Below are 13,028 nucleotides of genomic sequence, written 5' to 3' on the forward strand. Positions count from 1 at the left end.
ATTAATTTAAAATTTTATGAATATGGAAAAAAACACTTTTAAAATTTTAAAAATAACATTGGTCTTCATTTTTATACTGGGATTTATTTCCTGTGGAACAGATAAGGAAGAAGAATTGGGCATTGAAAAACCGCCGACAGTAATATTGAAAGATTCCTATACAATTGAGCGTTTTAAAGTGCTGAATATTGCAACAAATTTACCCGCGAATTCACAAGTAACGTGGAGTATTAATGATTCGGTAATTTCACAAAATGCCCAGTTGGATTTTATTACTCCTTATTTAAAAAACTATCCTTTGACTTTAAAGGTGGATAATAATGGAGTTGTTACAACATATACCTCTCTAATTAATGTAACAAAAGAAGCCGGAACGTATAGTAAGTACATCTCAAATGTATTTGATTTTCGACCGGGAGTTGGGCAGTTTACAAACGGAATTCCGGAATATTTGCCCGGAAATACAGAAGCTCATCTTATCAGCGCAGCAAAAAAAGCAATTGTTGGCGGGAATACCAGCATGATTTCATTAGGAGGTTTTGGCGGTTATGTAGTATTTGGTTTTGACCACACCATTCCCAATATGGCGGGAAGGGATTTCAAGATTTTAGGAAATGCATTTTGGGGAAGTGAAGCCAGTGAAACCCGTTCCGGATCCTGTGAAGCCGGAATTATTCTTGTGGCTTTCGACAAAAATAAAAACGGAAAACCAGATGAAGATGAATGGTATGAAATTGCAGGTAGTGAATACTTTAAAAGTACGACAGTAAAAAACTATAGTGTAACCTATTTCAAACCGGATCTTAATAAATCAGCTGTAACGGGAGAGGAATTCTGGCAAATTGATTCGGAATATATTAAATGGGAAGACAATCAGGGAAAATCCGGATTTAAATCAAAAAACGCCTTTCACGAGCAGAGTTATTATCCGTCATGGATTACTGAGTCATCCTATACTTTGAAAGGAACAAGAATAAAAGATAATTTTTACGATCAAAGCGGCACCGGAAATTATTGGGTTGGTGCGTCTTTTGATTTTGGCTATGCCGATAATGCGCCAAATAACGATGAAGCATCAAATATTGATATCGCATGGGCAGTTGATAAAAGCGGCAACTATGTAAAACTTCCGGGAATAGATTTCATCAAAGTATATACAGCAATCAATCAGGAAGCAGGCTGGCTGGGCGAAGTTTCTACAGAAGTTGCCGGAGCTTATGATTTATATATTAAATAAAATATCAGAATAAATAATCATTTAACACATAGAATTTACAATAACAATTAACCCCTTTTAAACCATAAAAATTTAAAATAATCAGACATGAAGAAAAATTACGTTTTAATAATAATGTTATTTTTTGCGTTTCTAACAAATGCGCAAGTAACAGTTCAGGGCATATATCGAGATGATATCAAGAAATCAACCACCCAAAAACAGCTTCAAAAAAATGCTGTAAATACGTCAAGTTTCAACGACATACAATATTGGGTTGGGACAGGTGCTAATCAGGCCGCGTTTGTTTTGCAATGGAATGACGGTAAAAACTCTGATGCGTTAATGTGGGGTTTTAGATGGGATGGAACTGCAACAGGCGAGGACATGCTAAAAGCAATCCTGAAAGCGGATCCCCGATTTTTCTCTTTACTTTATCAGGGAACACAATTTGGATCTGCGATAGGAGGATTTGGCTATGATCTAAATGGAGCCAATACTAACGGACTTTACAAAAGCGGAAACGTAACATATCCTTATTATCCTGTAAACGGAATCGTAAACACTACCGCTTATGATTTTGATGACTATACAGCAATCGATCCTGCTGATCACTGGCAATCAGGCTGGACAGTTAACGGATATTGGTCTTATAATGTAAAAGATCCTACTGATCCGGATTTTGGTTATTCAGGTGTTGGAGCAAGTACACGTGCTTTAGTCAATGGTTCATGGGATGTCTGGAGTTTTAGACCAGATTTTGTTGAATTGCCTATTGCATCAACTTTTACTCCGGTTCCGGCTTATGTTGCCACAACAAGTTTTACAAACGGATATTTTGTAGTAAACGAAGAATGGTTTGGACATACTAACGGATCTGTAAATTTTATTAGTAATTCAGAAAATGTGAATTACCGTGTTTACAGCACTGCAAATAGCAATCAGGCTTTTGGAGCAACTACACAAAACGGAACAATCTACGGGGATAAATTTTACTTTGTTTCAAAACAAGCTGCTGACGGAGGTGACAGTCAATATACTCCTGGTGGAAGATTGGTCGTAGCCAATGCACAAACCATGGAAAAAATTGCAGGATTTGACAATATTGGCGGAGGTGACGGACGCTCATTTTTAGGGATCGACGAAAACACAGGATATATTGGTGCATCAAACGGAATTTATTTATTTGATATTGCTAATATGAAAGTAGGAAGTATAATCGCAGAAACGGGTGGCGGAAGCCAGTATTCCGGACAAATAGGCAATATGATTCGTACCTCTCAATATGTATTTGCCGTAAAACAAACGAAAGGAATTTTAGTAATTGACCCAAAAACAAATACGGTAGTCAAAACCATCACTGGTGCATATGATTCTGTGGTTCAGGCAAAAGACGGAAGCATCTGGGCAATCCAGAACCAAAAATTATTCAATATCAATGCAACAACTTTTGCAGTGACAGAATATGCAATTCCTACCACAAAATATATAGGATCATGGGGAGCCTGGAATGCGGGAAGTTTTAGTTACAGCAACCAGCAAAATGCTTTGTACTGGATAAATTCTATCAATAGTTTTAGTTCAGGTACACAAATTGTGAGATTTGATGTGTCTTCAAAAACATTCAATGAAAATTTTGCCACAATTCCGGGACAAACAGGAACGTACAAACAAATTCCGTACGGAGCAGCGTTGCGTGTTGATCCGGTTTCGGATAATTTGATTCTGAATACAACCGAAAGCGGATATGGAGCGCATTATCAAAAAAACTGGTTTCATACTTATGATGCTACAGGAGCTTTAATAAATACAAAAATTTTAGATGATTATTACTGGTTTCCTGCCGTAACGGTTTTCCCTGATAATGCTGGACCGGTAGTAAATACAACTTTGCCTTCTCAAATTTCAGCTACAGGAACAACAGTAATTGATTTGAAAACGGTGGTTTCAGATACCGATAATTTATCGGTTGCAATTATAAAATCGGTAAAATCAAATAGTAATACAGGAGTTGTTTCGGCCATAATAAATACAAATGACGAGTTGGTTTTAACACCAAACGCATTAGGAAACGCAACTGTTGTATTGAGTTTTAATTCTAACGGAAAAATAACCGAAAAATCTATCGAAGTCAATACATCAACTACTTTAGGAACAGGTGATTTCCAGAAATTAGAATTAGCAATTTATCCTAATCCGGTTTCTGATGTGCTGAATATCAAAACTCAGGATGAGGTTTTAAGTGTAAATGTGTATGATGTTTCAGGAAAAACAATCAATGCAAGAGTAGAGAATAACCAGATCAACGTAAGCAATTTCATAAAAGGAATGTACATTATTAATGTTGTAACGGACAAAGCTAATTATGTTCAGAAATTTATTAAGAATTAAGCAATAGGATTTTAATCCAAAAAATACTGATTTGTCAGTACTTAAATAACCCCTCTATCAATTTGGTAAAGGGGTTTTTTATTTCCAAAATTCACACACTTTTTTTCGGCAGAATTCATTTCTTCCGAATAAATATTAGACCTTAAAACAATAATAAATCTTTTATCTTTGATTCCGATAAAAAACAATTATGGAAAAGCTCAGAAAGCATATTGAAGAAATTATATCGGTTAGTGACGAAGAATTTGAATCAATCAAACCCTTTTTTACCATCAGAAAGGTATTAAAAAATCAATATCTAATTCAGCAGGGTGATGATGCAAAGTACGAATACATCATTATGAGCGGTATCTTCAGGGTTTTTTATCTGGACGAAGACGGAAAAGAACACATCGTGCAATTTGCCACAGAAAACTGGTGGATGTCAGATTATATAGCATACTTCAATCAAAAGCAGGCAAACATGAATGTGGTTTGTATGGAAGCAGGAGAAGTTTTGTGCCTGACCCTTGACGGAAGGGAAAAACTCTCGGAAACACTTCATAAAATGGAACACTTTTTCAGAGTAAAACTCACTAAAGGTTATTTAGCACTTCAACAGCGCGTGATTTCATTATTATCGAATAATCCGCAGCAACGCTATAAAGAATTTGCAGATCTCTATCCCAATTTAATGCAAAAAATTCCCAAGAAATACATTGCAGAATATCTCGGTGTGAGCCGCGAAACCCTTAGCAGGCTTTATTCTAATACAAAATAAGAACCCTGTTTACTACTAAAGTGTGATCTCAATCACACTTTTTTTGTGACTTTCCTCCTCGTATTGAAGAGGAGAGCTGACATAAATTTGCCCTATAAATAATTCATAACCACTAAAAATTTATAGCAATGAAAAAACTTATGATCGTCACAATGGCACTTGCCTTTTTTTCCTCTTTTGGACAAAATAAAAAGGAAAACACAGTAGTAAAAGAAAAATCAACACTTAAAAATGAAACTAAAATGAACAAGAGAATTTTAATTATCGTATCGAATGCTAATGCAATTGGACCAAACAACAGAAGAACAGGAACTTTTTTACCTGAAGTAGCACATCCGTATGCCGAATTCGACAAAGCAAATTACCAAATAGATTTTGCAAGTTTAACCGGAGATACTCCTTATTTAGATGCGCTTAACTTAGCAAATGATCCGGATAACCTTGCGTTTCTAACCGGAAAAGGATGGGAAGCCATGCAAAAAGCCGTTAAATTATCGAATGTTGAGGTAAGTAAATACGATGCCATTTTTGTACCAGGCGGATTAGCACCAATGGTAGATATGCCGGAAAACGAATTGCTAAAAAAAGTAATTAAAGAAACCTACGAACGCAATGCAGTTGTAGGAGCCGTTTGTCACGGTCCTGTTTCCTTATTAAATGTAAAATTAAGCAATGGATCCTATTTGGTAAATGGTAAAAACATCACCTCATTTACAGATGAAGAAGAAAGAGGGTACGCTATTGCCGATGTGCCATTTTTATTAGAAAGCGCATTGACCAAACAAGGAGCAAAATTTCACGCAGCAGCAATTTGGTCAGATCACAGTATTGCAGATGGAAATTTAGTTACAGGACAAAATCCAGCGTCTGCAAAAGGAGTTGCTGAAAAAATGATTGTTATCTTAGAGGCAGCTAAGAAGTAATTTTAGGAAAGGTTCAAAGAGGTTCAAAGGTGCAGAGGTGCAAAGGTGCAAAGTTACAAAGGCTTTTCTCTTTGCGTCTTAGAATCTTTGCGCCAGGAAAAGTATAAATCAAATAAAATTAAGAAACATAATTTGAGCAAGGGTTCAAAGAGGTGCAGAGGTGCAAAGTTACAAAGGTTTTTTTTCTTTGCGTCTTAGCGTCTTTGCGCGAGAAAAAAAATTAAACACATAAAAACATAATTTTAGGAAAGGCTAAAAGAGGCAAAGTTACAAAGTTACAAAGGTTTTTTTCTTTGCGTCTTAGCGTCTTTGCGCGAGAAAAAAAATTAAACACATAAAAACATAATTTTTGGAAAGGCTCAAAGAGGCAGAGTTACAAAGTTACAAAGGTTTTCTCTTTGAGTCTTAGCGCGAAAAAAAAATATAATATGCGCATTTTTGTTATCCCCCAAGATAATCTTGTCAAAATAAAAATCTGCTTAATCTGCAAAATCTGCGAGAAATAAACCAAATCCCGTATCAAAAAGATTGGTTTTCATCAAGAAATCGGGATAACAAAGATTGTGTTAAAAATAAATTCTAATAAATAAATCAAAATGAAAAATCAAAATCCAATACATGTTTTTGCGACATGGAAAGTAAAAGAAGGTCAGGTTGAAAACGTTTTAAATTTGCTACAAACCGTACATGACCAGAGTATTAAAGAAGAAGGTAACTTGTTTTATAAAATCCATCAGGGGCATTCAGATTTGAATACAATAGTATTATTTGAAGGATATACTAATGAAAAAGCGATAGAAGAGCATAGAAATTCGGATTATTTTAAAGAAATCGTAGTAGGAAAAATTGTTCCTTTATTAGACACCAGAGAAATTGTTTTGACAACTCCGGTAGATAATCTGCAATAAAATAATACTCAATATTGTGTTAACACCATATTGTAGTCATTAATAATTTGCCTAAATTTAAAGGACAAAATCATAAAAAAACAACTTTAATATCATGATTTTAAGCTGATAAAAAGAAAACATTATGGAAAAGACCACAAAAATAATATTCCCATTTGATCAAAGCGTAGTAAAAGAACTTCCGATGATTGATAAAACTGATATTGAAAAAGTACTTGAAACTGCTCATAATTTATTTGAAGATCAAGCCAATTGGATTCCTGCTTATAAACGAATTGAAATACTCGAAAAAGCAGCTTTTATAATGAACGATAAAAGCGAGGAACTCATTCATATCGCGATAAGCGAAGGCGGAAAACCCTATAAAGACTCAAAAGCAGAAATCTTGCGAGCTATAAAAGGCGTAAAATTAGCAGCCGAACATATCTCGCAAATAAAAGGAGAACAAATCCCAATGGGACTTACAGAAGCTTCGTTAAACAGAATCGCATTTACCTCAAAAGAACCTATTGGTATTGTTGCCGCGGTTAGTGCGTTCAATCATCCGTTAAATTTAGCCGTTCATCAGGTAGTTACCGCGATAGCTGCCGGTTGTCCTGTAATCTTTAAGCCTGCGAGTGCAACACCCTTATCAGGTTTGGCTTTAGCCGATATTTTAAAAGAAGCCGGATTACCTTCGGGATGGTTACAGGTGGTGTTATGCGACAATGAAACATCAGAATTACTGGTTACGGATCCACGGGTTCATTTTTTATCTTTCATTGGCTCAGCCAAAGTAGGATGGTACTTAAAAAGTAAATTAGCTCCCGGAACAAGATCTGCTCTGGAACATGGCGGCGCGGCTCCGGTAATCGTAGAAAGTGACGCCGATTTTAGCGAAATGATTCCGGATCTTGTAAAAGGTGGATTTTATCATGCGGGACAAGTTTGTGTTTCGGTACAGAAAATATATGTAAATCAGGAAATTTGTGATCGCTTTACAGAAGAATTTGCAACAGCAACAAAGAAATTAATCGTTGGGAATCCGTTTGATAAAAACACAGATGTAGGTTCGCTTATTTCTCCTAAAGAAGTCAATCGTGTCGAGGAATGGGTGAATGAAGCCGTTGCAGAAGGAGCAAAAATATTAACTGGCGGAAAAAGAATTTCGGATACGACATTTCAACCCACAATTCTGTTCAATCCATCAGAAGATTCTAAAGTTTCAATCCATGAAATTTTTGGTCCTGTTGTATGTATTTATCCGTTTACAAATCGCGACGAAGCAATTAAAAAAGCAAATGCATTAGACGTTCATTTTCAGGCAGCTGTTTTTACAAAAAATCTTGATATTGCTTTAGAAACCGCCAAAAAATTAAATGCAACCGCTGTTATGATTAATGATAACACCGCATTTCGGGTAGATTGGATGCCGTTTGGCGGAAGAGATGCTTCAGGTTTAGGAATGGGCGGAATATCTTATACCATAAACGAAATGACAAGAGAAAAACTAACTGTTTTTAAAAGTAAATCTTTATAAATTAATTAAAGCGTGCAAAAGTTTAACCGCAAAGCACGCAAAAATTTTTACCGCAAAGAGCGCAAAGTTTTTTACAAAGCGCTATAAATATAAACACAAAGTTCGCAAAGCTGGATCAATACAAAGCTTTGCGAACTTTGTGTTTTTCAACACTATCACTATAAAACCTTTGCGCTCTTTGCGATAAAAATTACCCAGTATATAAAATCCAGCCGCAAAAATTTAACCGCAAAGTCCGCAAGGTTTTTTTATCAAGCTGCATAAATATATAAACACAAAGTTCGCAAAGCTATATAGATACAAGCTTTGCAAGCTTTGTGTTTTTCAACACTATCACTATAAAACCTCTGCGCCCTTTGCGGTAAAAATTACCAAGTATATAAATCCAGACTCAAAAAAATTACCGCAAAGATCGCAAAGTTTTTTACAAAGCGTTATAAATATAAACACAAAGTTCGCAAAGCTGGATCAATACAAAGCTTTGCGAACCTTGTGTTTTTCAACACAATCTACTATAAAAACCTTGCGAACTTTGCGGTAAAATGACAAAGCATATAAAATAATACTTAATTCGTCAATGCAACATATTTATAAAGCATCTTAGGATTCTCAGCTTCAATAATTAAAAAATGAGCAACATCGGCTCTGGATATTTTTCCCACTTTCATTCCTTTATAAAGTTTGTTTATCGCTTTATAAGAAAGCGTTAAATTGCCATTAGTCAGCATTCCCGGTCTTATGATTTCCCATTTTAGGGCACTTTTTGTAATCAATTTTTCCATTATGGTTTTGTCTGCATATTGATCTTTCAGGAATAACGAAATCACCAATCGCATAAAAAAGCTCAGGTAGTTTTTACTTTCTCCTGCTCCAAAACCGGTAATAACCAAAACCGGTTCGGTAAAGTTCACTTCATCTGCAACGCTGATCAGGGTTTTTGCAATATTAGAAAACAGCGTTGTTGCTTTTTTGTTTTTTGTTCCCACAGTTATCAGGACAACATCAGAATCCTTTAAAGCCTTTTTTAAATCAAGGGGAGATGTTGCGCTTCCGTTTATTTTAATCAGGTTTGGATGATGGGCAATATGATCTGTATTGGTTGAAAGTGCCGTTACAATATGGCCTTTTTCTAAAGCTTGTAAAACCGACTGGAATCCAATTCCGGCTCCTGCGCCTATAATTGCTATTTTCATTTTGTGATTTTTAGATATTTTTCAGTGGTGTTTTTTGGTGCAACCAACAAATTTTCATCTCCCCATTTCCACGGATTTCCATTTGTTGTCAGGATTTCTGCTCCGGCTTCTTTCGCAATTAATAATCCTGCAATCCAATTATAAGTATCAAGATCTTCCTGAACAAACAAATCAATTCGACCTGCACCCACATAAGCCAGCTGCAAACCGTGAGGACCATAATTTCTAACAATTCCAAAGTTTTTAAGCAAATGAGTAACCGTAGAACCAATTTTTTCATTCAAATAATTATCAGACTTATCCTGATGTCCATATTCAAAAACCGCCAGCATCACTGCTAAATCTGTTTTACTGCTTATTTTTAGTGATTGGTCATTCATAAAAGCACCATCGCCATCTTTTGCCCAAAACATTTCGTTAGCAAAAGGATCAAAAATCACTGAAAAAACAGGTTTTCCCTCCCGCACAAGAACTAGATTTATAGTCCAGCCCGCAATATGCTGCAGGTATTGTATTGCGCCATCCATTGCATCGCAAAGCCAGTAATCTCCTTGTTGGGCAGGATTTCTTTGTGAATTTGTATCAAATTCGTCACCAATATGCCAGATTATATCTGGAAATTCCGCAGATAAATCCTCCTTTAAAGAAGCCAGACATATTGTATCAATATCATCTAACTGTTTTAAAAGTTCCTCCATAGTTTGCGGTATGGCATTTTGCTTATAGTCTTTTAAAAAAACGTTTCCCACTTTTCGTACTGCGTCGAGTATGATTGGGATATTGATTTCATTTTGCATATTGATTAGTATTAATTACAATGCAAAATTAGTCAGGGAGTTGCCCTTAATGTAGTTTCAATAATGGGAAGGATAGTCCTAATCACGGAATTTTTTCCGAAATTCAAGAGGAGTAAGGCTGGTTACTTTTTTAAATAGTTTTCCAAAGTAAACCGGTTCGTCATAACCCACTTCATGCGCGATCTCTTTCACGCTATTGTCTGTAAAATACAGCAGTCTTTTAGCTTCTAAAATCGATTCTTCCTGAATATGAGCAGATACAGAACTTCCGGTTAACGATTTTACCGTATCATTTAAATGTGCCACCGAAATAGAAAGTGAAGCGGCATATTGTGCAGGCTGTTTCCAGGTTTTGAAATGCTCTTTAGTTAACTTCAAAAAAGCTTCCTTAATTACAATACTGCGATTTTCTTTTTCTTTATCAAGCGATAAATGAGTAAATATTTCTCCAGCAATACGATTTAGCAAAGCATTTAATAGCGAATGAATACTTTTATAGCTGAAATTATTGGCTTCGTCCGACTGAATTTTTTCAATCAAATCCATTAGAATAATAAGCTGCTGATAGCAATTTGATTCTTTATCCAATACAAACAAATTCTTGATTTTATGCTGTAAAAGCAGCAAAACATCTTTGCTTACAAGCGAAGGATCAAAACTAATCATCCATCCTTTAGGATTTTGAACCTCAATAATATGATGCACTTCTTCAGGGAAAATCCAAAGTAAGGCAGGCGCGTTAAATTCGATATTCTCAAAATCAATATTCAATTTAAAACTTCCGTTTAATGCTAACATTAACTGGCAATGATTGTCACGATGTGGCTTAGAAATATCATGATCGTCATTTTCATTATCCTCCATATTCACAATAATAATTCCTGCTCTTGCCTGAGACGAAAGTTTAAATTGTTTAATATTTTGGTTTTGATTTTTCAAGTTTAAAAATGATAATTTATAAAAAAAAGCTATTTCTGAATTTACAAAATTATAGATTTAGAAATTATTACAACAGATCATTTTCTACTATAAACATATAATATTAGCAAATAAAAAAAGTGCCGATTCTTTTCAATTCGGCACTTTTTACTTCTTTATGTCAATCAATTATTTAATCAATTACAATACTATCAATTGCTTTTTGCATGGCAGTTTCTTTTACTCCGGGAACTTTTAAACCTTCGGCGCGAAAAGCAGTTAAATCAGTCATGCCCAGAAATCCCAGAAATGATTTTAAATAAGGAACCACAAAATCATTGGCTTTGCCCGGACCTTCCGAAAAAATTCCGCCAGATGACATGGCAACATACACTTTTTTACCGTTTACTTTTCCAACAGGACCATTTTCACCATAGCCAAAAGTGATTCCAGCTCTTGTAATATGATCAATCCATGCTTTTAAGGACGAATGAATGGTGAAATTATAAAGTGGTGCGCCAATCACAATAATATCGGCGGTCAATAACTGATTTACAAATTCATTAGATAGTGCAATAGATTTTGTATCGTCTTGAGTCAATTGATCTTCCGGAATAAAAAAAGTACGAAGCACGGTAGGAGTAAGGTGTGGAATTTCGGTTTCAACCAGATTAACTTCTTCAAGAGTGTTATCAGGATATTTTTCCTGAATTTTTTCGATTATAGCGTGACCTAATTGTATACTATAAGATGCTGAACCTTGCATACTGGAGATTAAATGCAGAATGTTTTTCATAAAAAAATGTATTATTGGTTGTTGTAATTGTCGATTAAACTTTAGATTTTATTTCAAAGCAAAGCTACAGTTATCTAATATGCAAAAGATAGCAGTTACCTAAAGGAAAGTGGTTACTTTTAGGAAAGTTCATATCTTTGTCCCTATGAAAACAATTGAAGATGAAGTAATTCCGACAAAAGAAGAATGCACAGGTTCCCTAAGAAACATAATTGACGCATTGTACGTTTTAAACGGAAAATGGAAAATTCCGTTGATTTTAAGTCTTATACAAACGCCCAAACGTTTTAACGAGATTCAGAAAGAAGTTACCGGAATATCTCCTAAAATATTAGCCAAAGAACTCAAGGATTTAGAACTGAACGACTTTATTAAACGAAATGTGTATCCTACAACTCCGGTTACAATTATTTATGAAGCCACAGATTATAGCCAAACGCTAAAAAACATAATGCGTGAACTAAGCGTTTGGGGTGAACAGCACAGGGAGAAAATCAAGGAATCAATGCGCAAATAAAATAGATGAACCCCTTTTTTTGATACAAATTCTATCTTCTATCGGTTAAAAAATAGTACTAATTCCCGTTTCGGTTATGTAATCCTCAATTGGGTTATATCTGTTTTTTAGTTCCTGCGGATCTTTGCAGTAACAAATAAAAACAGCGATATGAATATTGTTTTAACAGGTTCCTTAGGGAATATTAGCAAGCCGCTAGCGATTGAGTTGGTGCAAAAAGGACATTCGGTAACAGTAATTACCAGAAAAGAAGAACGTCAAAAAGACATTGAAGCGATAGGAGCAAAAGCAGCGATTGGTACCATTGAAGATGTCAGTTTTTTAACCCAAACATTCAAAGGCGCAGACGTTGTTTACTTAATGGAAGCATGGGAAGGTATGGGAAGTATCTTTGACAATAACGTTGATTTTGTCGCAGCTTTTAATAAAATTGGTACTATCTACAAACAAGCCATAACAGAATCCGGCGTTACACAAATCGTGCATCTAAGCAGTATTGGCGCACATACAGACAAAGGTACGGGCAGTTTGTATTTGCATAATGCTGTAGAAAATATCCTAAAACAACTTCCTGATATTGTTTCTATTAAGTTTATGCGTCCTGTTGGGTTTTACACCAATATAATGAGATATATTCCGTCTATAAAAAGTCAAGGCGCAATTGTGCAAATGTATGGCGGAGATCAGAAAGAACCTTGGGTTTCTCCATTGGACATAGCTTTAGCAATTGCGGAAGAAATGGAAAAACCTTTCAACGGAAGAACGGTTCGATATCTCGCAAGTGATGAGATTTCTCCAAACGAAATCGCTAAAATTATTGGTAATGCAATAGGCAAACCGGATTTGAAATGGCTCGTAATTTCAGATAAAGAAATGCTGGACAACATGTTGAAAGCCGGAATGAACGAATGGATTGCAAATGGTTTTGTCGAAATGCAGGCGGCACAAAGAAGCGGCACTTTATACGAAGATTACAACCGCAATAAACCAACTTTGGGAAAAGTGAAACTAACAGATTTCGCTAAAGATTTTGCTAAAATTTATAATGATGTGAATTAATTAAGATGAAAGACTAGTAATGAATGTCAGC

Annotated in this window: 12 protein-coding genes; 8 read left to right on the forward strand and 4 right to left on the reverse strand. The window is 35.3% G+C overall.

Translation table 11 applies throughout. The annotated features are described in order from the left end of the window. Positions 1–22: 22 nt before the first annotated feature. The 6 genes from ACHRVX_RS04800 to ACHRVX_RS04825 all read left to right on the forward strand — a co-directional run bounded on the left by ACHRVX_RS04800 (position 23) and on the right by ACHRVX_RS04825 (position 7,717). Complete coding sequence (locus ACHRVX_RS04800) at positions 23–1,237, forward strand: cell surface protein (protein ID WP_395329763.1); 1,215 nt, start codon at positions 23–25, stop codon at positions 1,235–1,237. An 87-nt stretch (positions 1,238–1,324) separates the two neighbouring features. After that, positions 1,325–3,607 (forward strand): DUF5074 domain-containing protein, encoded by a 2,283-nt coding sequence (locus ACHRVX_RS04805; protein ID WP_395329765.1) that lies wholly within the window; start codon positions 1,325–1,327, stop codon positions 3,605–3,607. A 190-nt stretch (positions 3,608–3,797) separates the two neighbouring features. Further along, positions 3,798–4,367, forward strand: coding sequence for a Crp/Fnr family transcriptional regulator (locus tag ACHRVX_RS04810; protein ID WP_395329767.1), 570 nt, complete (start codon positions 3,798–3,800; stop codon positions 4,365–4,367). A gap of 128 nt (positions 4,368–4,495) precedes the next feature. Further along, positions 4,496–5,290 (forward strand): type 1 glutamine amidotransferase domain-containing protein, encoded by a 795-nt coding sequence (locus tag ACHRVX_RS04815; protein WP_395329769.1) that lies wholly within the window; start codon positions 4,496–4,498, stop codon positions 5,288–5,290. 596 nt (positions 5,291–5,886) lie between these two features. Continuing rightward, on the forward strand, positions 5,887–6,198 hold the full coding sequence (locus ACHRVX_RS04820; RefSeq protein ID WP_395329771.1) for a putative quinol monooxygenase: 312 nt from the start codon (positions 5,887–5,889) through the stop codon (positions 6,196–6,198). A gap of 124 nt (positions 6,199–6,322) precedes the next feature. Further along, complete coding sequence (locus ACHRVX_RS04825; RefSeq protein ID WP_395329773.1) at positions 6,323–7,717, forward strand: aldehyde dehydrogenase family protein; 1,395 nt, start codon at positions 6,323–6,325, stop codon at positions 7,715–7,717. 566 nt (positions 7,718–8,283) lie between these two features. Here ACHRVX_RS04825 and ACHRVX_RS04830 read toward each other — a convergent pair. From ACHRVX_RS04830 to ACHRVX_RS04845, 4 genes are all read right to left on the reverse strand, one after another. Further along, the gene (locus tag ACHRVX_RS04830) at positions 8,284–8,910 is read right to left on the reverse strand and encodes an NAD(P)-dependent oxidoreductase (protein WP_395329775.1); all 627 of its coding nucleotides are present in this window, start codon (positions 8,908–8,910) and stop codon (positions 8,284–8,286) included. Then, a complete protein-coding gene (locus ACHRVX_RS04835) occupies positions 8,907–9,707 on the reverse strand; it encodes an inositol monophosphatase family protein (RefSeq protein ID WP_395329777.1) in 801 nt (266 codons plus the stop codon). Before ACHRVX_RS04835 ends, ACHRVX_RS04830 begins: the two co-directional genes overlap by 4 nt. Before the next feature lie 78 nt (positions 9,708–9,785). Continuing rightward, on the reverse strand, positions 9,786–10,646 hold the full coding sequence (locus ACHRVX_RS04840; RefSeq protein ID WP_395329779.1) for an AraC family transcriptional regulator: 861 nt from the start codon (positions 10,644–10,646) through the stop codon (positions 9,786–9,788). Between the two features lie 172 nt (positions 10,647–10,818). Continuing rightward, positions 10,819–11,421, reverse strand: a complete 603-nt coding sequence (locus ACHRVX_RS04845) for an FMN-dependent NADH-azoreductase (protein ID WP_395329781.1) — start codon at positions 11,419–11,421, stop codon at positions 10,819–10,821. Between the two features lie 145 nt (positions 11,422–11,566). Here ACHRVX_RS04845 and ACHRVX_RS04850 point away from each other — a divergent pair, with 145 nt between their 5' ends. Together ACHRVX_RS04850 and ACHRVX_RS04855 are read left to right on the forward strand one after the other, a co-directional pair. Then, a complete protein-coding gene (locus ACHRVX_RS04850; protein ID WP_395329783.1) occupies positions 11,567–11,938 on the forward strand; it encodes a winged helix-turn-helix transcriptional regulator in 372 nt (123 codons plus the stop codon). A 150-nt stretch (positions 11,939–12,088) separates the two neighbouring features. Next, positions 12,089–12,997, forward strand: coding sequence for an NAD(P)H-binding protein (locus ACHRVX_RS04855; protein WP_395329785.1), 909 nt, complete (start codon positions 12,089–12,091; stop codon positions 12,995–12,997). The last annotated feature ends 31 nt before the right edge of the window (positions 12,998–13,028 follow it).

Source organism: Flavobacterium sp. FlaQc-47 (genome assembly GCF_044006475.1).
In the GTDB taxonomy this organism is placed as follows: Bacteria; Bacteroidota; Bacteroidia; order Flavobacteriales; family Flavobacteriaceae; genus Flavobacterium.